The following is a 25,949-nucleotide window of genomic DNA, read 5'->3' on the forward strand; positions in this document are numbered from 1 at the left end:
ACTATCCTTGTGTGTTATTTTCATCTTGAATGTCATCATCAACAGGTATAGGCAGCGTATCATCATTGATTATCACATTAGAATCACTTTGCTCTATTTGCACCTGCTCAGTTTGCACTGGTCTTTTTATATTTGCACTCTCTTCGTTTGAACATGCCATAAAAAATAATACCGGAATCATCCATAATAATTTTTTCATCACACCTCCTTTTGATTGACAAAAATAAAATTCGCGTCTTGAAGCTTTTTAAAGAAATCTTTATCTTTCCATTCGTTACATATCGCCTGTGAAAACTCAATATCAGCTAAATTAATTTTTGGCAAAAACTCACTATAAGCATCTTCTCGAAAACCTTGGGCATAACCCGTTCTTGTTTCATGCACAATAATACTTTTTAAGCTTACACCTTGTTCACCATTCATCATTTTGGTTTTTAAAAGCAAGGTGTCAATCAGCACAAAAAACACGCGTACAAAATTTTCTGCGCTGACATTCACAGGTAAACTTACCCATCTTTGAGAGTGTTTTTTCATATCTTCTAAATAAGCTTTGTCATCATCTTGATATAAAGTAATAGCATGATCAAAACTATCGATAATTTGCTTAATTTCATCTTTTAGCAAACCAAAATCATACACCATTCCAGCATTATCAAGATATTGGCTTTCAAGTAAAATTTCTACCTTATAAGAATGTCCATGTATACTCGTTTTACATCGTTTGGAGCTACAAAATCTAACAATATGAGCATTTTCAAATTCAAACATTTTTCTAATAATCATACGCCTTCTTTATCTCCCCAAATTCTAATATGCATTCTATCAGAGTAATTATATCCATTTTTTATACAAAATTCAGCAACACTTAAGGCATTTTTAGAAATTTCTAATCCATTTGCACCCATAGGCATGCAAAAAACTTCATTTTTGCAAATTTGTAAGATTTCTTTGATTTCTTCTAGGGCTTTATTCTCCTCTAAAAAATCCCTATCTAAAACAAATTTATAAAAGCTATCTCTAGGATATTTTTTAAAAGCCTTTAAAGCTTTTTCATTAATTCTTTTTTCCTTTTTTACTCCGCTATTGCTTAACTTTACCCCTAAAGCAAAATAACACTTTTTATACAGTGGGTATTTTTCAAAATCAATTTCAATACTTGCATTGGTTTCAAAATGTACTTTAAAATCGTTTTCTAAAAGCAAATTAACAAAACACAAAAATTCTGGTTTTTGATAATTCAACAAAGGTTCTCCACCTGTAATGACAACTATAGCTTGGTGTGAATTTGCGAGTTTTACAACCTCATCAAAAAGTTCTTTTGCTTTATATGATTGATAACAAGCTTTAAATTCTTGAGTAAAAACCGCTCTAATGGTATCACACCCTAAAAGTATTTTAGAGTTTTGTTCTTTTTTCACCCCAAAGCCAATACAATTAAAATTGCACCCGGCAAATCTAACAAAAACAGCCAAATTTCCGCTATATTTTCCCTCACCTTGCAAGCTTAAAAAAGTTTCGACAACTTTCATTATCCACCTGTTTGATAAAAAGCTCTTGTTGAACTTTGATTGTTTTCATTTTCAGCCCATCTGTTTTTTTCTGATTTGTTTTTTATCACCGTTTTTAAAACCTCACATGCTCCTGCTATGTCTTTATTGCGTATAGCTTTTTTAATGCTTAAAGCCTCATCATAGTACAAACAAGGTATCAAAAGACCTTCAGCAGAAAGTCTTATGCGATTGCAACTATCACAAAAATCATGGCTATGTGGATCAATAATACCAAATCGATACCCATCTTCAAGCTCATAAATAGTCGCAGGCGCGTTAGGGGTTTTTTGTCCTTCTTTAAAAGAATATTTTTGAGCAATAATATTTAAAATATCTGCAGATTTTAATCCTTTTAAATCTCCATAAGCATGATAGTTTTCCATAAATTCTATAAAACGAATTTGGCTTTTGCGTGCTTTGGCAAATTCCAAAAGATCAATAAATTCACCATCGTTAATCCCTTTAAGCGCCACGGTATTAAATTTAACATTAAAGCCCAAATTTAAAGCCTCATCGATCCCATTTAACACATCTTTGAGTATGTTTTTTTGAGCTAACTTAAAAGCTACCTCTTCTTTTAAAGTATCTAATGAAATATTGATTCTTTTCAAACCTGCTTGTCTTAAATCTTTTGCTTGCTGTTTTAACAAAGAAGCATTGGTGGTAAGTGCTAAGTCTAAATCATGCTTATACTCACTAATCATTGCGATAAATTTATGCAAATCTTTTCTTACTAAAGGCTCTCCACCTGTAATTCGAATTTTTTTAACCCCCTCATCAATACAAACTTTAACAAACATGAAAAGTTCTTCAAAAGATAAAAGGTTTTCCTTAGCACTCCATTCAAATGGAGTTTTTGGCATACAGTAAAGACAGCGAAAATTACACCTTTGCGTTACTGAAATTCTTAAATAATCAATCACTCTTCCATAACTATCTACTAACATCAAAGGCCTTTATATTAATTTATTAAATTTTAAAATCAACTCTACTCTTCCCATACCTATACGCAAATCCTTTGCGATTTGTTCTATAGATTTTTTTTGATTAAAAAGTTCGATAACCTTTTGCTCTTCATTGTCATAACTTGGACTTAATTTAGTAAAGCTTTGAGTTTTTTGTTCTAAATTCAGCAAGCGATTTTTTTGCTCACTTTGAAATTCTTCTATCACTTCTTCTACTTCTTTTAAAGCACTTAAAATAGGAATAACATTTTGATTGATTTTTTGCTCTAAAACCTGCAAAAGTTCCTCTTTTAACTCTTCTTTAATCATTTCTGTGTCAATTTCTTCTTTTTCTTGTTCTTGCTCATCTACACTTTCTTTTTTTAAGTAATGATATTGTTTATTTAAATCTTCAATCATCTTGCCAAGTTCGTTAATCTTAGCGATATTTTCTTTTTCTTTAATCATCATATAAGCAAACATAGCAAAAATCAATAAAGCCACTATTAGCCATAACAATAAATCACTATCCATTTTCTTGCTCCTTTAAAATCTTAATCATCGCTCTTTGCATATTTGCAACAAAATTATCATACGCTAGTTCATCTTCAGCTTTTATTTGGGTAATTTTTGCTTCATTTTCACTTAATGCTTTAAAAAAAACGCTTACTTTTTGACCATTTAATTCAAACCTAGCATAGTATTCCTCATCTTGCACTAAACATTTGTCCTTAAACTGAAAATGTGCAAAATTTACCCCAACAACAAAGGCTTTATATTTTAAATCTGTAAATAATTTTGTTTTGTTAATATCGTTTTTGATCCAATACAATTCTTGCTTGATATCCATAAGCAAATCAAAAATAATCTGCTCGCCTTCACTAAATTCAACCCTTGCAGCAAGTTTTTTCCATTTACTTAAATTGACATAATTATTACTAGAAAGATACTCTTGCAAAAACTCATCATATCTTGTTTTACATTCTTCAAACTCCAACTCCAAAGAGCTTTTAAAAAAATTTATCTCCATAAAAGATCAACCCAAATAAAAATAAAAAATACTATACTCAAATAACCATTTAAAGTAAAAAACGCCTTATCGATTTTTGCGAAATTCTTTCTTACAATACGGTGTTCAAAAAATAAAATCACTGCGCTAATTATCACTCCCAAAAATGCAATATTACCTGTTGGAGCTACCCAAACAAACAACAACCAAAAAAGCACAGCTAGCACATGGCAAAATGCTGAAATAAACAAAGTCGCTTCTAGTCCAAATTTGGCAGGTATAGAATGTAGTCCTGTTTTTTTATCATACTCCATATCTTGCAAAGCATACAGCAAGTCAAATCCGGCCGTCCAAAAAGTAACACCCAAACACAAGATCACACTATAGATTTCGATTTTTCCTAAAACAACTATACTACCAGCAATAGGTGCAAGACCCAAACAAAAACCAAGTATCAAATGTGCCAAAGATGAAAATCGTTTAAAAGCTGAGTAAATAGCTAAGATAAAAAGCACCGGTAAAGATAATGCAAAAGCAAGTTTATTGATAAAATAACTCGCCAAAACAAACACAATAGCATTTAAGATAATAAACAACAAAATACTCGTTTTGCCAATACGCCCATCAATATTAGGCCTATTTGCACATCTTGGATTATTTCTATCAATATCCTCATCCATTAAACGGTTAATCGCCATTGCAAAATTTCTTGCACTTACTGCACAAATAACACCCAAAAATAAAGCTTGCAAACCAAACCATGTGCTATTTTTTGCAATAACAGAGGCCACAATCATCGATGTAAATAAAAATGGCAAAGCAAAAATCGAATGTTTAAAGACTATTAAATCCAATATATCTTTTAATTTTTCTTTTAATAAAGGCATTTTTTCTCTTTATAATATATTTTTGTTATGATTTTACTAAAATAATTTTAAATTTAGGATATTTTTACAATGTTTTTTGAATTTGCTCTCATTGGGACTACCGCAAGTGGCAAAACCGAACTTGCAAATAAACTAGCATATGAATTTAATGCGTGTGTTTTAAGCCTTGATAGTCTTTGTGTATACAAACAAATCAACATTGCTTCGGCAAAAACCGACCAAAAAACCTTAAACGAGCTTGATTATTTCGGTATTAATTTGCTTGATGTGGATATGCATTTTAATATTGCCTTGTTTTATAAAGAGTACGAAAAAGCAAAAAAATTTGCACAAGATAACCAACGAATTCTTATCATAACAGGTGGGACTAGTTTTTATTTAAAAGCTTTAATGGATGGCTTGAGTGAAAATTTCAAAGAAAGCCAAAGCACTCTAAGCAATCAAGCAATTTATGAACTAATGGTGCAAATTGATCCAAATGCAAAAATAGAAAAAAACGACACCTATCGCTTAAAAAAATGGCTAGGAATTTATGAACAAACCCAAAAAATTCCTAGTGAAGTTTTAAAAGAAACACGCAAAAAGGCTCCGATTGATAAGATTGATATTTTTGAAATCAGCTGGCACAAAGATCTTTTAGAAAAACGTATTGCCAAGCGTACGCAAAATATGCTTGATGAGGGTTTGATTGATGAGGCAAAAATGCTTTTTGATCATTATGATCATGACTTAAAACCACTCAATTCCATAGGTTTAAAAGAATGTAAAGATTTTCTAGATCAAAAAATCACCCAAAAAGAGCTACTAGAACTTATCATCATCCATACAAGACAACTTGCCAAAAGACAAAGAACCTTCAATAAAAAATTTACAAAAGAAATTTTGGATTATGAAAAAGCTTATATTGGTTTAAAAAATTATATTTTAGCAAAGACTCATGGCTGAGTGTTCAAAACACCCATTTTGTCTTTGCATAAATTTTGCCAATTACTTGTTGCATTAATGTCTAAACATTTTTGCAAACTTTGTCTTTGTTGATTTGTTTGATTTAAATCTTCATATACATTACTTTGCATATAAAACGCACGTGCACGCTCATCATCTTTTAAAGGATTTGCCAACAAATCTTTAAACAAAGTCAATGCTTTTTGTGCTTGATTGCTTTGTCTTAATGCTTTGATATAAATAAATTCCAAATCTGGGCTAAAAAGATTTACCCCTATTAAATTTTGATAATCAATTGCCTTTGGAGCATATGTTAAAATGCTTGTGATGAAATTATTTCTCTCACAATAACGCAAAAACTCATAATACAACTCTACCATACGATAATTCATCGGAAATTGCTCTAGTTTTTGCAAAGTTCTTATCATAGCATTATAATCTTGCAATTTAAGCTCAGCAAAAAACTTAATATAATTTGCTTCAAATTTTTCATTATCGCTGATAATGGTTCTTGTGTTTAAAATATCATTAATCATCTTTATAGCATTTTGGTAGTTCTTGTCCTTTAAAGCCAAATCTGCACTTTGAAGTTTATAAAAAATGATATCATCATTTTCATTTTCAATGATATATTTTTTTGCTTCTTCCATACGCGTTGTGCGCTTAAAGCACTCAAGCATTCGTTTTTTATTTTGAATTTTACTTCCTACATTATAAGCTTTAAAATCTTCATAAATTTTGACCGCATCTAAACACTCATCATTTTTTAATTTTTGATCTAAAACCAAAATCGCAGCCTGCTCTAATAATTTTTTAATTTCTTTGTTAGAATATTTTTCTATATCTTTTTGATATGCCACTACTTTTTCATAATTTTTTTCTTGAAAATACAATTCAACATTATCAAATAAAGCTTTACTAGCAATTTCACCGGCATACTTTTGCATAATCTCTTCATATCTTTGATGTAAAAAGCTTGCATTGGTATCTTTTAGATATAAGAAATTTTTATCTTGTGCTTCTTTAATTAAACTTAAAAATTCTCCTAAAGGAAATTCCTCTGCATATAAGTCAAGATATTTTTGTGCTTTTGTGTGTTCATTTGCATTAAGCAAAGACAAAGCAAGATCCTTAAGCACTCTTTCATATTCATTTTCAACCTTGCTTAAATGTGTGAAAATATACTCATAAATTTTAGAACTAATATCATACGCTCTATTATTGCTAAATGCCCTTGCTACTAGCAAAGAATTACCCAAATCACTCATAAAAAATTCAGGATTAGAGTCTAAAATTTTACTAACAAGCTCCTTAGCCTCTTTGACATTTTGCGTTTCTAGATAATTTCTTGCCAAAAACAATGCAGCTCTACTTGCCAAATCAGCATCTGGTGTAGAGTAATACACATCTTGATAAATATTATTTGCAGTATTTTTTTTACCCAAATGATACAGGTAGTCTGCATAATCAAGTAAAGCCATAATGGTGTATTTATCACCTTTATGCTCTGTATTTAAAGTATCGATGATGTATTCGACATTTGATCTTTGCGATAAGCCCATATAAATTCTCATCATAATATACATAACTTCCGTATAATCTTTGTCGTTAATATAAGTCCTTAGCCATTTTTTTGCATCTTCTAGCATTTGCTCTAAGACCTGCTGATCTTTATCAAGCTCGTATGTAAAAAGTTTATTTTGCACTCTTAACTTGTACAACTCAAACTCATTCATAAATACACTACCTTGATAACGCTTGATAGCATTGGTTGCATCTCTTAAAACTTGATCATATTTTTTTGCTTCATATTCTTGCTTGATGTTAAAATAAGTATTAAAATCAGCACTTTTTGAAGTTTCCATAGGGTTAGAATTTAAATCTAAAGCACCAATATAAGGCATAAGTGCGTTGTCAAAGTATATGTCAAAATTAAGTCCATCACTAGGTTTGAAATAACGCAAATCCTTAGTAAAAATAAATACAAAATGTTTGGATTGATCACCATTTTGGCTTTCAATTTCTTTAGCATTAAAGATATCTTGAGAATAGCTAAACATTTTAGATAGTATTTTAGGATAAATTTTGATTGTTAAAAAAGTTTGGTGCTTTTCAAAAAAAATCGAAAAGTCATCAAATTCCTTGTTTTGAAACTGCATGCTGCTTACGCCTAAAACATTGCATTCAAAGTGAATTTTTTCAAATTCAAAAACACTTTTACATGTAAATTCTTTATTATCTTTTAAATGTAAAAGCGTAAAGGGTCGGTTATGCTCCTCCCCTTGATTAACAATAATTTCAAATGAAAACACATAGCTTATACTGAGTAAAAATAAAAATAAAAACCTTATCATAAGCGTGATTATAGCAATATTATTTTACAAAAGCAAAAACACACATGAAAGACTTCCTACAAGACATAGACTTAAAATCACTTTTTGTTTTACATCTAAATTTCCTGCTTCTATTTCTTGTCCTTTTTTAAAGAAAATATAAATTAAAATCTTCAAATACGCATAAAGCATAATCATAGAACTTAAAGCTATGGCAAACACAAGCACATAATATCCTGAATTTAAGATAGAAGCTAAAATTAAAATTTTACCCCAAAAGATACCAAAAGGTGGTATGCCCGCTATACATAAAATAAAAATAGCTAAAACGACTGATAAAACAGGTCTTTGATCAAATAAACCCGAAAAACTCTCAAACGAACTTTTTTGAAATAAACTTAAAATCAAGAAAATTCCATAATTTGCAAATGCAAAAGAAATCCAATACACAAACAAAGCAAAAATTGAAAGCAAGTAAGAAGTGCCATCTCCTTGAGAACTCACACTCATACTCGAAACAATAACAGCTAATATAAAAGAAGAATGTGTAATCGAACTATATGCGAGCATTTTCTTTGCATCTTTTTGAATTAAAGCTACGATACTAACTGCCAACATAGAAAAAATAGCTAATAATGCCACTATATATTCAAATTTCACTCCACCTCCTAAGGCAGAAAAAATTCTCAAAACCACTATGATCATGGCAATTTTTGGCACAATAGAAATAAAAGCTATAAAATTAGTATGCACTCCACAATATACATCTTTTAGCCAAAAGTGAAAAGGCGCAATAGAAAGCTTTACGCCAACTATCACCAAAAACATCACTCCTGCACAAAGCAAAATAGGATCTGAAATATATTCAGAATGCAATAAATTATCCAAATCTAAAGACTTAGTTTTTAAATACACAAAAGCGCACGCAAACACAAAAAATCCAGCCCCAACCGCAGCCAAAGTAAAATACTTAATGCTAGAACTCACAGCATTATGAGTGCCTCTTAAAGCAATGAGTGTATAAAGTGCTAAAGATGAACCTTCTAATGCCAAGAAAATAACAATTAAATTAGTGCTAGAAACCATTAAAATCAACGATGCAACCATAAATAAAAACAAAGAGAAAAATTCAGGTTTTTGCTCATCTTTATCAATCAGTAAATAAAGCATCGAGAAAGCCAAAATTACAATTTGAGCAAAAATGGCATAATTATCACTAACAAACAACCCAAAGAAAGCATGAGAATCTTTTAGCCCAAAGCCATTACAAACCAGCAAAAAGCACAAAGTACTAAGCAAAGCTATAACACTTGCTCCGATATAAAAATTTCTTGAAAGATTTTTAAACGCTCCTAGCAAAAGCAACACAATAGCCCAAAAAAGCAAAGACAACACAGGAAATAATAATACAAAATTTAATTTGTCTAAACTAAAATCACTCATTAAAAACCTCTTATACTATCTATGATCTTTTGATTTTCTATTGCAATATTTCTTGTTTGCATAATCTCAAGAACAGTATTAACATTAGAAGCAATTTGATCAAGCATTGTACTTGGTGCCACACCTAAGTAAATCACCAAGGCACTCAACACACTTAAAACAAAAATTTCACCTTTTTTTAGTACCAATTTTTCTAATTTTTCCTCACTAGCGTTAAAAAACATATTTCTATAAATATTTAACATGTAAATCGCACCTAAGATAATGACCCCGCCTGCAAACAAAGCGTACCATAAATTCACACTCGCAACACCTTGTAAGATCAAAAACTCTCCAACAAAAGAAATCGTTAAAGGTAGCGAGATAGATGAAAACAGCAATACCGCGAAAAAGAAGCTAAACAAAGGAGTATTTTTAGCCAAATTTTTATAAAAATCCAAATCAAAAGTATGGTATCTTTTATAAAGTATATAAGCTGCTAAAAACAAACCTCCTGTCACAATACCATGAGCAAACATATAAAATACAGAACCACTTACTCCATTATAAGTAAAAGTAATAATCCCTAAAATCACTACACCCAAATGCGAAATAGAACTATAAGCAATTAGCTCTTTTAAATCCTTAGTTCTAAAAGCAATCAAAGCTGCATATAAAATCCCAACTATACATAAAACAGCAAGTAAAGAATAATAATGATTTAAAGTATCAGGCGTTAAAGGCAAAATAAATCTTAAAAAGCCAAAAGGAGCCATTTTAAAACTAACAAGCATCACAGACACTAGCGTTGGACTTTTAGCATAAACTTTAGGTGCCCAAGTATGAAAAGGAAACAAAGGACTTTTGATCGCAAAAGCGATAAAAAATCCTAAAAAAACAAGGTTTTGTGCATTTTCAGGTATAAAAAATTCACTTTTATACCAAGCCAACAAATCAAAACTCCAATAACCAAAATTTTGATAATACAAAAATCCTACATAGATAATAGCCAAAAGCATTAGCATGGAACCACAAAATGCATAAATAAAAAATTTAATCCCTGCTTTATAGTTGTTAGAATATCTTCCTATTAAATAAATAAGAGGAATAAGAGAAAATTCCCAAAACACATAAAATAACAATGCATCTAATGAAGCAAATAACCCTATAATACAAAATTGCAATAAAAATATACTTACAACAACACTTTTATCTTGTATATCCAAACATACAAATGATAAAAAGATCATAATAGAACAAAGTAACATCAAATAAAGCGCTATAGCATCAACACCAATATGAAAATTAACAATTAAAGAATTTAAACTAAATTCATAAGCTATACCACCATGATAATTTAACAACAAAAACACATTTAAAGCTAAAATCAAAAAACTTACTAAAATAGCAAAAGACTTACTGTCTTCTTTTTGCAAAAACAAAGCCACAAAAGCTGAAAAAAATGGAAATAACATTAACAAACTAAGCATTTTACACCGCCAAAGCCAAACAAAATAAACACACAAAAGCTAAAATCGAAATTCTCAACACCAAAGAATAATCCTTACCCACGCTAAGAAATCTAGCAAAACTTCTAAGGAAAAACGCTATGCTATTAACCAAGGTGTCCAAAATTTCCTTATCGCTTTTTCTTAGAAATTCGCAAAACAATGCATATTTATCCACAACAAATTGATGATAAAATTTTGGTATATAATATTCATTCGACAAAAGCTTATATATACTTGTTTTAGAAAGTGAAGGTTTAAACCAATCCTTCCAATAAGCTATGATAGCTAAAAGCACACCTAGTATAGCCGCAGCACTTGCAAGCACCATAACCAATGGATTTTGCCCATCAATAAAAGCTAAATTTCTACCAACAAATTCCATAAAACTATGCTCAAACAATCCTGCGATAATTGCAAGTAAAGCCAAAGGACTCATTGCAAGTAAAGCAATCTTACTAGCTTCATGAGGGTGCTCTTCGTGTCTTTTTGGAGTAAAAAACACTAACATCAAAAGTCTAAAACTATAAAAAGCTGTCATAAAAGCAGCGATTAAAAGCGCTAAGAAAATTCCGTGATGATGACTAATAAAAGCAAAACCTAATATCAAATCTTTAGAGAAAAAACCTGCAAATGGATAAATTCCTGCCAAAGCTAAAGAGCCTATCAGCATTAAAATCGCACTAGCACGCATGCTTTTATAAAGACCGCCCATTTTGCTAATATCAAGCTTATCATTCATCGCATGCATTACATTTCCTGCACCTAAGAATAACAAAGATTTAAAAAACGCGTGCGTTGCCAAGTGAAACAAAGCTATTGCGTACGCTCCAAGACCTGCCGCTACAAACATATAGCCAAGTTGCGAAAGTGTTGAATAAGCAATAATTCTTTTTAAATCTTTAGCTACCATAGCCATTGAAGCAGCAAAAAGTGCCACAAAAGCTCCTAATATAGCAACAAAATACCCCACCTCAGGAACTTGCAAGTAAAGCTCTCCTGCACGAATTACCAAATAAACCCCAGCAGTAACCATGGTTGCAGCATGAATTAGCGCAGATACTGGAGTAGGTCCCGCCATTGCATCAGCAAGCCAGGTGTGAAAAGGAAATTGTGCGGATTTACCCATAGCACCAACAAACAATAAAATCGCAATCAAAATTAAAATCGTATTGTCTTCATGTCCTAGCGATAAAAGCGCAAAAAACTCATCATACTTTAAAGAATTAAATTCGATATAAATTAAGAAAATTCCCAAAAGCAAAGCTAAATCAGCTATACGGTTCATGATAAAGGCTTCATTTGCGGCAAAAGTGTATTTTTCATTGTGATACCAAAACCCTATCAAAAGCCACGAACAAAGTCCAACACCTTCCCATCCTATAAAAAGACCTAAGAAATTATCGCTCATGATCAAAAACATCATTGAAAATACAAAAAGCCCTAGGTAACTAAAATAACGATTATATCCCTCATCATGCTCCATGTAAAAGATGCTATATAAATGCACAAAAGTTGCAACTATACTAACCACACACATCATGATCAAGGTAATAGAGTCTATTTTAAATCCAAAATTCACATCTACTAAAGATATCCATGTACCAAGCTCGAAGTTAAAATGTATTCCTTTGCTTAATAAAACGAGTGAGGAGATAGCTGAAAAAGCGATCAATAATGAAGCTATATAACCTAAAATAATCCTTTTGCCACTAAAAGCAAAAATACCTAAAATAACCGCTGAAACCAAAGGTGAAAACAGCGCCACCAAAGCTAGATTTTGCATTTTGTTTCTCCTTTTTCAGCTAAAGAGCTAAGCTCTAATGTTCCTGTTTTTCTATACCATAAAACACAAAGCGCTATCCCAACTGCAACCTCACAAGCTGCAACCCCCATAACAAATAAAGCAAAAATCTGCCCCTCGATATCATTATGCGAAGCACCTGCTGTAACTAAAGCTAAATTAGCAGCATTTAATAAAATTTCACTTGAAATAAAAAGCATAATTAAATTTTGGCGTTTGATAATGCCTATTAGACCAATGATAAACATCAAAATAGCCACAATGTAGTATTTTTCTAACATCATTGCTCATCCTTTTTTATATTTTTTTGAGTTAGTGCTATAGCGCACACCAAAGCTATCAAAAGTAAAATAGCCATAAATTCAAAAGCAAGCATATATTTTGTAAACAAAGCAAAGCCAATTTGCTCGGTAGAACTAAGATCATAAGTTTGAGTGTTTTCATTTAAGCCAAAATTATACCCCATGATGATACTAATCAACAAAACTGCACTAAAAATTACAGCAAAAATAAACACTCTTTTGCCTTTTAGACTTTCTTTTACTTTAATCGAAGCATCAAAAAACATCATCGCAAAACTATAAAGCCCTAAAATAGCTCCACTATAAACGATAATCTGAATCGCTCCAATAAATTCGGCATTCAGTAAAAAATAAAATCCGCTTAAAAAAACCATCGCAGCCGCTAAAGAACTAATAGCATAAAGCACGCTTGTGCTTAAAACACTAATCAAGAAAAATCCCAACACCAAAACACTTAATATACAAAAAGCTATGATTTCAAACATTTTCTTCCTTTGGAGCATCTTGTTGTCTTTGCAAATCTATCTCATAATAATTTGGGGTTTTCTTTACTAAAGTATCAGCATCTTTTCTAAGACTACCACTACCTTCAAAAACAACTTGATTTTTAAGCTCATCAATAGGGGTTAAAAAGTCTTGTTTTTGACCAAAATAAGATCTTTGCTCGGCTGCATTTTCATACTCTTTACCATGTACAATAGCCAATTCAGGACAAACATCAGCACAAAAACCACAATAAATACAACGTCCTAGGTTGATACTATAATTTTCAACCTTTTTACGACCATCTTCACTTAAGCTTGTTTCCATTCTAATACAATTACTAATGCAAATTTTTTCACACAAGCCACAACCAATACAACATTCATTTTCACTTTCAATAAAACGCATTAAACGATGTACAGCGCGGTAACGATTATCTAATGAAACTTTTTCCATAGGATATTTAATTGTCGCGCTATTATTTTTCTTCAACATTTCTCTTAAAACTACAAATAACCCCACAAAAAGTTCTGTATTTAGCGAACGCTTAATTACTTGCATCAGCTTTTCATAAGCAGTTTGTGGATTTTTACGTTCAAAATCTACTTTAAAATAACCCTTTTTCATTGTTTTTCCTTATATCACAAGCACTAAAGCGCTAATTAATAAATTTAAAACCGCCAAAGGTATTAAAATCAAATAGCACATTCTCATCACTTGGTCAGGGCGTAGTTGAGGAAATGCCCCTCTAGCCCAAAAATACCAAAAGAACACAAAAGAAACCTTCAAAAGCATCATGATAGCTCCTGGTATAATCCAAAAGTCATTAAATCCACCTAAAAATAAAAGCGATATCATGATTGCGCCCGTAATCATAGCAGTATATTCACCAATAAAAAACATACCCCATCTAAGACCGCTATATTCAGTACCATATCCTGAAACAAGCTCGGTTTCATTTTCACTTAAACATAGCGGGGTTCTATTGGTTTCTATGAAAATAGCTATAACAAATAAAACAAAAGCAAGAGGCTGTTTAAAAATAAGCCAAGAAAGTATACCATCGCTTTGATAGTTATTAATATCCACCAAAGATAAGGATCCAACAAGCATTACCACGCACACCAAAGAAAGCCCCGCAACACTCTCATAAGAAATGATGGACACAAGTCCTCTAGCACCACCTAGCAACGACCATTTATTATTACTTGCCAAACCGCCTAAAAAAATCGCATAAAAGCTAACTCCCCCCATGCCTATAACAAAAAGCAAAGCAACATTAATATCAGCAATAATAGGGCGAATAACTCTACCAAATAAAGTAAATTCAGGAAAAATAGGGATAGCTGCGATTGCTACAAAAGCACAAATTGCTGCAATCAATGGAGCGATCAAAAATACCACTTTTTGGGCATAAGTTGGAACAATATCTTCTTTGGTAAAAAGCTTAATCATATCAGCAACCACTTGAAGCAAACCAAAAGGACCTACCATATCAGGCCCTAAACGACGATGAAACAAAGCCAAAGCTTTTCTTTCAAGATAAGTTGCCAAACCCGCCAAAGTAGCAAAAATAGCTATAACAAGCACACATTTAACAATCGTTTCTATAATAAAAAAAGTAATATCACTCATATTTTAGCTCCTGCTTTTTCAAGCCAAACTTTCACATATCGCGCATGCTTAAATAAAGATTTATAATCAATCTTACTATCATAGTCTCCTAAGTATGCAGCATTTTCTAGCAATTCATCACACTTGACACTAATAGCAACTTGAGTTTTTTCATTTTTCAAAATCACACTATCATTTTGACTTAGTTCAAATTTTTGCATTAAATCAGGAGATAAAAATAAAACCCCAACCTCGTTAAAGGCTCTATTGCTAAGCTTTGAAAACTGATGAATGCTGTTTGCATGATATAAGGTTAAATTTCCCTCATTTTGCATTTGCGCTTCTTGTGCTACTAAGACTTTTTCAAACTCAAAATGAGAAAAATCAAGCTCATAGCCTCTATGATTTATGCCTCCATTATCATAGTAATTTTCCAAATCATCAAATTTGATTGCTCTAAAGCCTTTATTTTGCGGTAAAAGCTGGGTATAGTTGATCGTAAATTCTTCATCAAAACCTAGAGCATTTGCTAAATCATTTAAAAAATATCCTTTAAATTCTAAAGCTGCATTCGTAGGCACCAATCTTTTATCATAATTAACAAAACTACCTTCTTGTTGATTTAAACTAGAACTCGCAAGATCTCCTTCATAAGAAAAACTAAAATCACCTTTTTCATTATAACCTAGCGTCTTTCCTGCTTGAAGATCTTGTTTTAAATCACAAATCAAACTCACACCCAAAGTATTGGTGCAGGTTGGATTTAAAAAGACTTTAAAATCAGTATATTTTTGCACCATAGCGCAAAGCTTTGCCAACTTAGCACTTTGTTCATCATAGTAAAAATCACTTCCAACAACAAGCGTAAATTTTTGTTTTTTTGCAAGCAAATTCTCGAAAATATCCTCATCAATACCAAGAAGTTTTGCATAGCTTGATCTTTGCACTTCAATGCTTTTTTTCACCTTTTTAGGTACAAGTTTTTTCACTTCTTCTATAATGGTTTGACCATCTTCATTTTGCTTTTCTATTTTCTCTATTACTTCTTCATTGACTGTTTCTTCTATTTCTTTTGTATCTTGATAGTACGCTTTTTCTAACTCATTTTGAAGTTCAGTCGGAAGCTCTTTTGCAAATTTTTGCAAAATAAACATTAAAATACTTTCATTGTCTTTAACATCATGATTGACTTGTAAGAAATTTTTGGAGTATTTGTCTATGCCTTTATCTCTTATAGGGTGAAAATAAAGCCCTGCTCCTTTATTCATCACCAAAGCATTGTTGACTTTGTATCCTAAAGTTGGAGCATCATAACGCAAAAATGAACCTGCGATGATTAAAAAGTCACTTTGCGTGATATCGTTTGAATTTGCGTTGTACATTGCGTTTGCGTTTTGATAAAAACAAGCTAGAAAATCTTGAAATTTTTTAGCCTCATGGTTTATAAGATGAAGATTAAATTTCTTGCTTAAATTTTGCAAAATCAAAGCTTCTTCATTAGTGATAAAGCTATTAAAAACAATATTTTTTATTTCATCATTTTTTATCATATTAACAAGTTTTTCAAAAGCTTTTTCATCTTTGGTTTGAATTTCATTTTGAGTATTAAAACCATATCTTGCGGCTTTGTTTAAAGTAGCAAAGGCAAAGTCGTTACTTACTCTATAAATTTTCTCTTTTTGATTATTAATGCTAGTTTGTTTGATATCATAATACATCAACTCACAATCACTCGAATGTGGATTGCTAGCTGGAATTCTTTTTAACTCCCAAATATTAGATGTATACTGAAAAGCCGACCCCACCAAAGCCCCGGTAGGACACACACTTGTACACTCTCCACAAAAAGAACAATCAAGCACATCGCCATTACTTGGTGCAATTAAACTTTTTTGAAATTTAGTCCAAATTGCAAGCGCATCTTTACTCATACTCTCTTTAAAACTTGCATCAGGTGCGCTTGCTCCTCTTGGAGTAGTTTTTAAAGCACTTTCGCCTATTTTATCTTTACATACCGTAATACATCTTTCACACACAATACATAAAGCCGGATCGTAATTAATCTCACCCCATTTTTTATGCTCTTTATGAGTATCTTTGATCCAGTAATTTTGCACATTTACTCTTGCTTTATGCGTAAAATTTTGAAGTTCACATTCGCCGGATTTATCACATACTCCACATTGCAAAGGGTGGTTAATGCAATAAGCTTGCATGATAGCATTACGCTCATCCCATAAATTAGGTAAATCACTTTCTACAACCATACCTTCTTTTACTTTGGTATTACACGAATAAACCTTTTTACCATCAGCTTCTACCATACACATACGACACGCAAGTGTCGGGGAACAACCATTTAAATAACAAATAGCAGGAATGAAAATATCATTTTTTCTTGCGACATTTAAAATATACTCACCTTCGTTTGCTTCGCATTCTATACCATTGATGATGACTTTCATTTTATAACCTTAATTTGAGCTTTTGAAAAAGCAAAAGTAGTACTTTCATAATCTAGCAAAGCTACCGTACCTTTTAACTCTTGATCGATTTTTATTGTTGTTGTAATTTCTTGTTGGTTTAGTCTTATTGCTATTGTGTCTTGATCTTTAATTTTAGCAATCAAGGCAAAAGATGAAGAACAATGAAGCTCTTTGTCTTTTAAAGGTGTTTGCATAATGATAGTTCCATCAAAATTATCCAACTCTAAAAGCTCAGTAAAAGAATTTTGTACTTGCAAGTTTTCTTCATTTTCATTAGAACAAATCAGCAAAAGATTAAATTTACAGCAAAGCTTTTCTAAAAAATATTTGATATTTTCAAAATCTTTATGTTGATATAAGTTTTCATCAAAAATAATGCATTTTGCTTCTTTTAAAAAATCCAAAATTTCCAAAGCTTCTTCTTCGCCAAAACAAGATTCAGCACTCAAATATCCCTCATCAAGCTCATTAAATTCATTTTCTATACTCATCTTGCAAAGCAAAGCAAGCACAAAAGACACACTTGCGATTTCACATTTATAAAAATTTGCTTTTAAGTTTTTATCTTCTATACAAGAGATATTGTAGTTTTTACTTTGACTTAATTTAGCACAAAGCGAAGGATTTTTTAAAGAAAGCAAATCCACAAAGCACAAAGCATTTAAACCTTCTTGGTATTTTGCTAATTTCATTGTCCTACCTTTTTCAATACTATAGTCCAATCCACCTGATTGAATTTTAAAGAATTCAAAAGTTCACAATTTTGCTCTTTTACAAAGGCAAAACTTTTTTCCACATTAGAAAAGTCTCCTATCTCAAACAAAACCACCAAAACTTCACCTATATAAGCATTTTGAATGATTTGTTTTAAATCTTCAAATAAATTTTGACTTTTTCTTAAATCTACACGTCTCATCGGTCTATCTCACCTAAAACTATATTAATACTTCCTAAAATAGCCACCGCATCAGCCAAATAAGACCCTACAAGCATTTCTTCCAAAAACGCACAGTGAAAAAAGCTAGGAGTTCTAGCTCTTAGTCTATATGGCCTACCGCTACCATCTGAATGAATGAAAAACCCAAGCTCACCTTTAGGACTTTCAGTTGGCACGTACACCTCTCCCTTGGGTGGTTTTAAACCTTGAGTTACCAAAACAAAATGTTGCATTAGTGAGTAATTTTGTGTCATGATTTGCTCTTTAGAAGCACTTACATACTCAGGGTGATTGCATAAAATTTCAGGCGGGGTATCTTGATAAAGCTTAGCACATTGGGTTAAAATTTTCAAGCTTTCTCTAAATTCTTGCATATAAACCTTATATCTTGCGTAAGAATCACCCATTTTGGCCACAGGCACACCAAAATCTACCTCATCATAAAGCAAATACGGCTCTTCTTTTCTAATATCATAAGCAATGCCACTTCCTCTTAGCATAACCCCACTACAACCCCAACTTAAAGCTTGTTCTTTACTTACAACACCAACATTTTCAGTTCTTGCACGCCATATTCTATTATCATCAAGCAAGGCTTCATAATCTTTTATATCATTTGGAAATTTATTGCAAAATGCTAAAAGCTCATCTAAAAAACCTTCAGGCAAATCAAGCATTACCCCACCTATTCTCATAGAAGAATGTGTCAATCTTGCACCACAATACTTTTCTATCAAATCAAGTACATACTCACGCTCTCTAAAGCAGTATAAAAATACCGTCATCGCGCCAATATCAAGCGCATGTGTAGCAAGCCATAACAAATGCGAAGCAATGCGGTTTAATTCAAGCAAAATCATTCTTATCACGCTTGCTCTACGTGGGATCTCCAAACCACACAGTTTTTCTACAGCAGCCACATAAGCATAGTTGTTTGCGCTTGCTGCGATATAGTCCATTCTATCTGTTGTTGGGATAAACTCTTGATAGATCATATTTTCAGCCATTTTTTCCATACCACGGTGCATATAACCTATACAAGGAGCAGCTTTGGTGATTTCTTCTCCATCAAGCTCTAAAATAAGGCGTAAATTTCCGTGTGCACTAGGGTGTTGAGGCCCAAGGTTAACGATCATCGTGCCATCTTCACGCTCGAAGCTTATATTTTCATAATAAGGTTTTAATTTAGTAGAAATTTGCATTTTATCTTCTCTTGTCTAAAAATTTTGCTTGCGCTCTTTTAGCTTTTTTTACAAAAGGCACGCCACCTTCTTCTTGATACTCTTGCAAGTACTTCTCTTCTCTTGGGGCTTCACCCTTGCCAACCTCATGATAAATTCTGCTAAAGTTTAGCGTGTCTTTTTCATCCACAAAACCTGGATCCCTATTTTCTTCGCCCACTATCTCGCGGTATTCTTTTCCAAAAATTTTATCTATCTCATACCATTTAGCAAATTCATCACCATGCAAAGGATAGCTTTTTAAAAAAGGATGTCCATACCAATCATCAGGCATTAAAAGTCTTTTTAAATTAGGATGGTCGATAATGAAAATTCCAAACATATCATATATTTCTCTCTCACACCAATTAGCCCCTTTAAAAACACTCATAACGCTTTGAAGTCTTTCTTTTAAACCAACAAAGGTTTTCACTCTCACTCTTAAATTCTTCTCCATATTTAAAAGCTGATAATACACTTCAAACCCTTGTTTTTGTGCGACAAAATCAAGCGCACTTGCATCATTAAAAGCTTCATAGCCTAGTTTTTTCAAGCAACTTAAAATAGCAACATTATCGTCTTTGTTTATTTCAATCACCCAAAAATCAAGCTCGATAAAAGAATTTTTTAGTTCAAATTTTTGGCTTAAAATTTGATGGTCACTTTCAAAAACACTACCTTCTATACTTAGTTTTTTAGTCACAGGTGCATGGTAAAATCTATCTTCATAATAATTTTTTAATTGGGCATTTTTTTTATCGCTGTATTTTCTCATTATATAAGCCTTTTTGGAGCGATTTTTCTACTCGCTTTTTCTTTGCGAATTCTTTTTTGTAAAATCATCAAAGCAAATTGAAAAGTTTCAGGCCGTGGAGCACAACCTGGCACGTAAATGTCCACCGGAATGATTCTATCAACCCCTTGGACAGTAGAATAGGTATTAAACATACCACCGGTATTTGCACAAGAACCCATAGAAATAACCCATTTAGGATCAGGCATTTGATCGTAAAGTCTTCTTGTAAATTCGGCGTGTTTTTTACTTAAAGTGCCTGCTATAATCATCACTTCAGACTGTCTTGGACTTGCTCTAAAAATCGTTCCAAATCTATCAAAATCATATCTTGCGCCACCTGCTGCCATCATCTCAATAGCACAACAGGCAAGCCCATAAGATAACGCCCATAAAGAATTACTTCTTCCCCATTGGACTAGTTTATCAACCGTAGTTAAAACAACTGGCGCATTGCTCATTTTTTGATACTCTGCCATGCGAATGCTCCTTTTTTATAAGCGTATAAAAAGCCTATTGCAAGTAATAAAATAAAAACAAACACTTCCACTAAAGCAAATAAAGACAAACCGTATTTTGAAAGCTCTGCGGTTAAATCTTTAAAAATCACCGCCCAAGGAAATAAAAACACCACTTCAATATCAAGTAAAATAAAAATCAAAGCAAAAACAAAAAATTGAGAATTGATTTTATTTGCTTGTTTTGAAGCCATAGGTCCGCACTCATAAATTCCTAATCCTAGTTTTTTTCTATTATGAGAGGCAAGCTTGGAGCCTATTTTTGAAGAAATATATACCAAAGTAAAGAATATCACACTTGCGATAATAAGCATCGCAAAGATACCAAAATACTGATGCTCTATGGTTGCGTGCGTCATAGTAAAACCTTTTATTCATACATAGTTAAATTTTATTTTACTTTAACTTAGCTATATAAAAACTTATTATCAAAAAAATAAATTTTTGAGTATTTCAAAAAGAAACAATTTTTATCTTTTTACAAAAGCACCTTCTTATGATACAAGCCTTGCAAGGTTTTTTCCTGATGAGAAATAAATATATAAGTAATATCATGTGTATTTTGAAAATAACGCAAATAATTTAATATTTTGTGTGCAGTTGGGATATCTAGCGCCGTTGTGATTTCATCTAAAATTAGCAATTGTGGTTTTAAAAGTAAAGCCCTTATTAGACCTAATCTTTGGCTTTGTCCGCCACTTAACTTAGAAGAGTTTAAATTTAAAATATCTTTTTCAAGTTCAAAAATATCAAAAAGCTCAAAAAGCGCTTCAAAATCAGGCGAAATCTTGAAGTTATCATATACATCAAGTAAAAGTTTTTTAACACTTTTATAAGGATTTAAAGCGAGTTTTTGATCTTGAAAGATGTATTGAATTTTTTGGCGTAATTTTCTTTGCTTATCAAAGTCTAAACTAAGTATATTTTTGCCATTAAACAAAACCTCTCCAGAATTTGCACTCTCAAGCATACAAAGAATTTTAGCTAGTGTGCTTTTACCACTACCACTTTCGCCACAAAGTAATAAATTTTCGTTTTTATGTAAAGAAAAACCAACATCTTTAAAAACGAAAATTTCTTCCTCTTTTAAATACCAATGTTTTTTAAAACGATAAGATTTACTTAAATTTTTAACTTCTAAAAGCATTTTCATTCTCAAAAAAACTAAATAATTCTTTAGCAAAAGCACCCTGTGGATTACTTAAAAAATCTTTCACAGGCATTTGGTAAAGCAAAGTTTTATCTTCCATAATGGCCACCTCATCGCAAAGTTCTTTAGCTAAATGTATATCATGGGTTATAAAAATGAGATTTTTAAATTGTGATTTTAAGTCTTTTAAAATTGCGATGATTTTTTCTTCATTTGCCTTATCTAGTGAACTTGTGATCTCATCACACAACAAATACTGCGCCCCGCTAAGCAAAGCTAACGCTATTTGAACACGCCTTGCCATGCCACCGCTTAGCTGATATATAAAAGAATGCCACAAAAGATCATGATTTTTAAGCCCTAAGCATTCAAAATAAAAAAAAGCTTTTTCTTTGATTTCTTTTGTGCTTAAACTCGTATGAGTTTTTAAAACTATATTAAAATAACTCCCTATATCTACAAGCGGATAAAAATTCCCATAAACATCTTGAAAAAGCAAACTAGCCTTTGATCTTAATACATTCAGTTCTTTTTCTTTTAAATTTAATACATCTTGATCATCAAGATAAAGTTTTTCAGCGTGCAATAAATAACGTTTATCAAAAAGTCTAATCATACTTTTTAAAAATAAACTTTTTCCCGATCCACTTTTGCCCATAATAGCTAAAGCTTTGCCATCTTCTAGTTCTAACTTTACATCTTTTAATAAAACTTGATCTTTAAAGCTAAGGTTTAGACAAGATACTTCTATCATGCTTTATTCTCTTCTTGCAAATCATTGCCCAAAGCAAGCAAAGGCAAAATAAGTATCAGTATAAAAGCCACAGGGAAAAATATCATCCACCAAAAACCCAAAAAAACCGCTTTGCTTGCTTCATTAAGCATATTTCCCAAGCTTGGAGTCCAAAGCTCTACCCCTAAACCAAAAAAACTCAAAGTAGCCTCGCTTGTAATCGCATGAGCGATATTTAAAACAAAAAGCACAAAAAGCAAATTCCAACAAGCAGGCAAAAGCTCACTAAATAAAGCCTTCATCTTACTAGAACCTAGTACGATAGCATTTTGATAAAATTCAAGTTTTTGAAATTTATTCAGTTGGGTATCAAGCACTTTTGCTACAAAGGCAAAATGCCCCAAAGCAATGATAAAAATCATACTCCACAAAGATCCTGCCAAAAAGCTTTGAAAAAACATAATCACAAGCAAAGAAGGTAAAGCTAAAAGCATATCAAGCACCCTTGCAAAAAACGCATATGCAAAAAATCTTGTTAAAAACACATAAACACAAGCAAAAAACACACTAAAAAATGCCGCCATTATCCCTACAAACAAAGAAACACGCAAAGCATATAAAATACGCGTAAAAATATCTCTACCAAGTAAATCTGTACCAAAGATATACGCTAAATTCGGCGCCATTTTAGCCTTGCTTAAATCCACATAATTAGGATCATAAGGGCTTAACAAAGGTGCAAAAAGTGCCAAAGCCACACTTAGCAATATCGCTACTACACACAACCTACGCATTTGCAAACCTTGGATTGATCATTTTGCAAACTATCTCTACAAGCAAATTTACAAACACCACAATAATAATACTAAAAACCACCACAGCCAAAACCACTGGATAATCTTTAAACAATATACTTTTAATCACTAAATTTCCTATGCCCTCATAGGAAAAAACACTCTCGATAATATAAGTCCCCATTAAAAAACTTACAAAAGAAGCTCCAAAATACGCGAGTATAGGCACCATCGCATCTTTTAACACAAAATGCAAATAAATTCTTCTTTTACTTAACCCTCTTGCAAAAGCACTCTCTATGAAGCTTTGATTGAAACTATCAATCAAACTTGTTCTTATAAAACGCACAAAAACCGCTAAATGAGAAAGCACCAAAGCACATACAGGCAAAAACAAATGCCACAAGCGATTAAACACATCATCTTCAAAACCAATATCTGCAATCGCAGAGCTTGGAAAAAGTTTAAAAAATACCGCAAACACTAAAATCAGTATCAAAGATAAAGAAAAGGCAGGTAAAGCAAAAAAACTCATCGTTAAAAAAGTAATGCCCTTATCTAAAAAACTATCTTTATAAATCACACACAAAAGCGCCAAAAACAAAGACAAAATAAAAAGCACACTAAAAGCTAAGCCTCCAAGTATGAGTGTATAAGGGAGTTTTTCTTTTAAAATTTCGCTTACTTTTTCTCCGCTGATCAAAGAGTAGGAAAAGTCGCCTTTTAAAGCCTTAAAAGCCCAATTTTCATACTGCTCTAACAAAGGTTTGTCTAAATTTAAATTACGCTCGATTTCTTCTTTTATCTTTAAGCTAGTACCTTGTGGCACACTAGCAAATACCACACTTCCTTTGGCATGATAAACCATCACAAAACAAAGAAAGCTTGCAAAAACTATCAAAAAAAACGCCCATAAAAGGCGTTTTAAAATGAGTTTTAGCACTAATTTTTGCTCCACTCATAAGCATTCCACGTAAAGCCCACTCCATGATGACCTAAAATATGTGGTTTTATACCGTGGATATTTTTGGCAAAAACTAAAGGATAATCAATATAAGCGATAAACAAAAACGCAGGATCTTCATATAAAGCGTGGATAAATTCTTGATAATATTTTTTTCTTTCATTTATATCAAGTGAGTTTCTAGCTTTTTTTAAAGCCTCATCAACTTTAGCATTGTGATAATGTCCAAAATTCCACCCACTTGAATTCAAAGCACTATCTTGAGAACTCTCAAAAACCCTAAAGGTGTGAAAATCAGGATCATAAGGACTACCCCAACCCACCAAAAAGCTATCAATTTTCGTATAGTCAAAACTTCCACTTGGCTTAGCTACTGCTTTTGCTTTTATACCAAGCTTTAAAAACTCACTTTGTAAGATATTCACCAAAGCTACTCTTAAAGGATCTTCACTCATAGCATACATTTCAAAACTTAGCTCTTTGCCGTCTTTTTCTAAAATGCCATTTTTGTTTTTTACAAAACCTGCTCTAGCTAAAAGTTCATTTGCTTTCTTTACATCATAAGTATAACTTGCAAATTTTTTAGGGCCCGCCCATGACTTCTCTAAAGGGTGGCTAGCTACCTTTCCAAAAGAATGCAAAAGAGAATTTATAATAGCTTGTTTATCAATAGCATAATTCAACGCCAAACGCACATTTTGATCTTTTAAAAATTCATGATCAAAGTTAAACATTAAAGCACGGTAATCAGCCGAAGGCTCTACAAGCATTTTAAAATTTGGATCGTTTTTAAAATTAGAAGCCAAAGCAAAATCCACCAAAGCCACATCAATAGAACCATTTTTAAGTTCAATCGCGCTAATACTTGGATCTTTAATATGTTTTAATATAAGCTTTGGTGTTTTTACCTTTGCTAAATGGTAGTTTTCATTTGCTTCTAAGATCATGTACTGACCTTGCTTCCATTGTTTTAACTTATAAGCACCCGTTCCTATAGGCATTTGATTAAATTTAGTGGTGTTTAAATTTTCTTTTTCAAGCAAGTGTTTTGGTAAAATACCCACACTTAAAGCATCTAAAAAAGCAGGGAAAGGCTTTGAAAGAGTGATGATTAGATGATAATCATCGATGATTTTTACTGCTTTAACTGCGTCAAAATTTACCTTTGAAGGAGAATTGAGTTTTTCATCTTTTAAGGCATTTATGCTAAATTCTACATCTTTGGCACTAAATTTCACCCCATCATGCCACGATACATCTTTTCTTAACTCAAACTCATATGTCAAGCCATCTTTGCTAACCTTCCAAGCACTAGCAAGATCAGGCGCTAACTTCATATTTTCATCAAAACGTGTCAATCCTGAAAACACAAGTGCAATCGCCACATCATGATCCTCACTAAAAAGCGGGTTGATACGCTCTGGTTCATTTTCTACCGCGATGATGATCGTATCATTTGGCGTAGCGGCAAAAAGATTGAATGTACAAAAAAACATAAACAAAAAACGTAACATTCTTAACCTTTCTCATACAAAGATAAAATGTAATTATAA

Annotated in this window: 28 protein-coding genes; 1 reads left to right on the forward strand and 27 read right to left on the reverse strand. The window is 32.0% G+C overall.

What is annotated here, in order from left to right:
- Position 1: 1 nt before the first annotated feature.
- From A0083_RS07390 to mqnP, 7 genes are read right to left on the reverse strand one after another with little or no spacing between them, the layout of a single operon-like run.
- Entirely contained in the window at positions 2-199 is a 198-nt protein-coding gene (locus A0083_RS07390) for a cytochrome C (protein ID WP_197553126.1), read from the reverse strand.
- Complete coding sequence (locus A0083_RS07395) at positions 199-783, reverse strand: 6-pyruvoyl trahydropterin synthase family protein (protein ID WP_120760139.1); 585 nt, start codon at positions 781-783, stop codon at positions 199-201. Before A0083_RS07395 ends, A0083_RS07390 begins: the two co-directional genes overlap by 1 nt.
- Positions 780-1,529, reverse strand: a complete 750-nt coding sequence (locus A0083_RS07400) for a 7-carboxy-7-deazaguanine synthase QueE (RefSeq protein ID WP_197553128.1) — start codon at positions 1,527-1,529, stop codon at positions 780-782. The genes A0083_RS07395 and A0083_RS07400 overlap by 4 nt, the downstream gene beginning before the upstream one ends.
- A complete protein-coding gene (gene moaA, locus A0083_RS07405) occupies positions 1,529-2,497 on the reverse strand; it encodes a GTP 3',8-cyclase MoaA (RefSeq protein ID WP_197553130.1) in 969 nt (322 codons plus the stop codon). Before moaA ends, A0083_RS07400 begins: the two co-directional genes overlap by 1 nt.
- Before the next feature lie 9 nt (positions 2,498-2,506).
- Positions 2,507-3,028, reverse strand: a complete 522-nt coding sequence (locus tag A0083_RS07410) for a hypothetical protein (RefSeq protein WP_197553132.1) — start codon at positions 3,026-3,028, stop codon at positions 2,507-2,509.
- Positions 3,021-3,524, reverse strand: coding sequence for a hypothetical protein (locus tag A0083_RS07415; protein ID WP_120760146.1), 504 nt, complete (start codon positions 3,522-3,524; stop codon positions 3,021-3,023). Before A0083_RS07415 ends, A0083_RS07410 begins: the two co-directional genes overlap by 8 nt.
- Positions 3,515-4,390, reverse strand: a complete 876-nt coding sequence (gene mqnP / locus A0083_RS07420; RefSeq protein ID WP_197553134.1) for a menaquinone biosynthesis prenyltransferase MqnP — start codon at positions 4,388-4,390, stop codon at positions 3,515-3,517. Before mqnP ends, A0083_RS07415 begins: the two co-directional genes overlap by 10 nt.
- Positions 4,391-4,459: 69 nt before the next feature.
- Between mqnP and miaA the strand changes: the two genes are divergently transcribed.
- Positions 4,460-5,335 carry a tRNA (adenosine(37)-N6)-dimethylallyltransferase MiaA gene (miaA, locus tag A0083_RS07425; RefSeq protein WP_197553136.1) on the forward strand — a complete coding sequence of 292 codons (876 nt, stop codon included), beginning with the start codon at positions 4,460-4,462 and terminating at the stop codon, positions 5,333-5,335.
- Here the strand turns inward: miaA and A0083_RS07430 are convergent.
- The 20 genes from A0083_RS07430 to A0083_RS07525 all read right to left on the reverse strand — a co-directional run bounded on the left by A0083_RS07430 (position 5,326) and on the right by A0083_RS07525 (position 25,910).
- On the reverse strand, positions 5,326-7,689 hold the full coding sequence (locus A0083_RS07430) for a tetratricopeptide repeat protein (protein WP_197553138.1): 2,364 nt from the start codon (positions 7,687-7,689) through the stop codon (positions 5,326-5,328). The genes miaA and A0083_RS07430 overlap by 10 nt on opposite strands.
- A 24-nt stretch (positions 7,690-7,713) precedes the next feature.
- Positions 7,714-9,111 carry an NADH-quinone oxidoreductase subunit N gene (locus A0083_RS07435; protein WP_197553140.1) on the reverse strand — a complete coding sequence of 466 codons (1,398 nt, stop codon included), beginning with the start codon at positions 9,109-9,111 and terminating at the stop codon, positions 7,714-7,716.
- Positions 9,111-10,580, reverse strand: coding sequence for a complex I subunit 4 family protein (locus tag A0083_RS07440; protein ID WP_120760156.1), 1,470 nt, complete (start codon positions 10,578-10,580; stop codon positions 9,111-9,113). The genes A0083_RS07435 and A0083_RS07440 overlap by 1 nt, the downstream gene beginning before the upstream one ends.
- 1 nt (position 10,581) lies before the next feature.
- Positions 10,582-12,384, reverse strand: a complete 1,803-nt coding sequence (gene nuoL / locus A0083_RS07445) for an NADH-quinone oxidoreductase subunit L (protein WP_197553142.1) — start codon at positions 12,382-12,384, stop codon at positions 10,582-10,584.
- Positions 12,372-12,683: an NADH-quinone oxidoreductase subunit NuoK gene (nuoK, locus tag A0083_RS07450; RefSeq protein WP_039664868.1), complete on the reverse strand. Its 312-nt coding sequence runs from the start codon at positions 12,681-12,683 to the stop codon at positions 12,372-12,374. Before nuoK ends, nuoL begins: the two co-directional genes overlap by 13 nt.
- Complete coding sequence (locus A0083_RS07455; protein WP_120760160.1) at positions 12,683-13,189, reverse strand: NADH-quinone oxidoreductase subunit J; 507 nt, start codon at positions 13,187-13,189, stop codon at positions 12,683-12,685. Before A0083_RS07455 ends, nuoK begins: the two co-directional genes overlap by 1 nt.
- Complete coding sequence (nuoI, locus tag A0083_RS07460) at positions 13,182-13,814, reverse strand: NADH-quinone oxidoreductase subunit NuoI (RefSeq protein WP_039664604.1); 633 nt, start codon at positions 13,812-13,814, stop codon at positions 13,182-13,184. Before nuoI ends, A0083_RS07455 begins: the two co-directional genes overlap by 8 nt.
- 9 nt (positions 13,815-13,823) lie before the next feature.
- Positions 13,824-14,822, reverse strand: a complete 999-nt coding sequence (nuoH, locus tag A0083_RS07465) for an NADH-quinone oxidoreductase subunit NuoH (protein WP_120760162.1) — start codon at positions 14,820-14,822, stop codon at positions 13,824-13,826.
- Positions 14,819-17,266 carry an NADH-quinone oxidoreductase subunit G gene (locus A0083_RS07470; RefSeq protein ID WP_197553144.1) on the reverse strand — a complete coding sequence of 816 codons (2,448 nt, stop codon included), beginning with the start codon at positions 17,264-17,266 and terminating at the stop codon, positions 14,819-14,821. Before A0083_RS07470 ends, nuoH begins: the two co-directional genes overlap by 4 nt.
- Positions 17,263-17,979 (reverse strand): hypothetical protein, encoded by a 717-nt coding sequence (locus A0083_RS07475; protein WP_197553146.1) that lies wholly within the window; start codon positions 17,977-17,979, stop codon positions 17,263-17,265. The genes A0083_RS07470 and A0083_RS07475 overlap by 4 nt, the downstream gene beginning before the upstream one ends.
- Positions 17,976-18,203, reverse strand: coding sequence for an NADH-ubiquinone oxidoreductase subunit E family protein (locus tag A0083_RS07480; protein ID WP_043020234.1), 228 nt, complete (start codon positions 18,201-18,203; stop codon positions 17,976-17,978). The genes A0083_RS07475 and A0083_RS07480 overlap by 4 nt, the downstream gene beginning before the upstream one ends.
- Positions 18,200-19,426, reverse strand: a complete 1,227-nt coding sequence (gene nuoD, locus A0083_RS07485; protein WP_120760167.1) for an NADH dehydrogenase (quinone) subunit D — start codon at positions 19,424-19,426, stop codon at positions 18,200-18,202. Before nuoD ends, A0083_RS07480 begins: the two co-directional genes overlap by 4 nt.
- 1 nt (position 19,427) lies before the next feature.
- Entirely contained in the window at positions 19,428-20,219 is a 792-nt protein-coding gene (locus A0083_RS07490) for an NADH-quinone oxidoreductase subunit C (RefSeq protein WP_197553148.1), read from the reverse strand.
- Positions 20,219-20,716: a NuoB/complex I 20 kDa subunit family protein gene (locus tag A0083_RS07495; RefSeq protein WP_039619352.1), complete on the reverse strand. Its 498-nt coding sequence runs from the start codon at positions 20,714-20,716 to the stop codon at positions 20,219-20,221. Before A0083_RS07495 ends, A0083_RS07490 begins: the two co-directional genes overlap by 1 nt.
- Positions 20,695-21,114 carry an NAD(P)H-quinone oxidoreductase subunit 3 gene (locus A0083_RS07500; RefSeq protein ID WP_120760171.1) on the reverse strand — a complete coding sequence of 140 codons (420 nt, stop codon included), beginning with the start codon at positions 21,112-21,114 and terminating at the stop codon, positions 20,695-20,697. The genes A0083_RS07495 and A0083_RS07500 overlap by 22 nt, the downstream gene beginning before the upstream one ends.
- Before the next feature lie 119 nt (positions 21,115-21,233).
- Positions 21,234-21,902 carry an ATP-binding cassette domain-containing protein gene (locus A0083_RS07505; protein ID WP_197553150.1) on the reverse strand — a complete coding sequence of 223 codons (669 nt, stop codon included), beginning with the start codon at positions 21,900-21,902 and terminating at the stop codon, positions 21,234-21,236.
- On the reverse strand, positions 21,886-22,659 hold the full coding sequence (locus A0083_RS07510; protein WP_197553152.1) for an ATP-binding cassette domain-containing protein: 774 nt from the start codon (positions 22,657-22,659) through the stop codon (positions 21,886-21,888). The genes A0083_RS07505 and A0083_RS07510 overlap by 17 nt, the downstream gene beginning before the upstream one ends.
- A complete protein-coding gene (locus A0083_RS07515; protein WP_197553154.1) occupies positions 22,656-23,432 on the reverse strand; it encodes an ABC transporter permease in 777 nt (258 codons plus the stop codon). Before A0083_RS07515 ends, A0083_RS07510 begins: the two co-directional genes overlap by 4 nt.
- Positions 23,425-24,363 carry an ABC transporter permease gene (locus A0083_RS07520; RefSeq protein WP_172586668.1) on the reverse strand — a complete coding sequence of 313 codons (939 nt, stop codon included), beginning with the start codon at positions 24,361-24,363 and terminating at the stop codon, positions 23,425-23,427. Before A0083_RS07520 ends, A0083_RS07515 begins: the two co-directional genes overlap by 8 nt.
- Positions 24,364-24,374: 11 nt before the next feature.
- A complete protein-coding gene (locus A0083_RS07525) occupies positions 24,375-25,910 on the reverse strand; it encodes an ABC transporter substrate-binding protein (protein WP_197553156.1) in 1,536 nt (511 codons plus the stop codon).
- Positions 25,911-25,949 lie beyond the last annotated feature (39 nt).

It is taken from the genome of Campylobacter sp. 2014D-0216 (assembly GCF_014931215.1).
Taxonomy (GTDB): Bacteria; Campylobacterota; Campylobacteria; order Campylobacterales; family Campylobacteraceae; genus Campylobacter_D.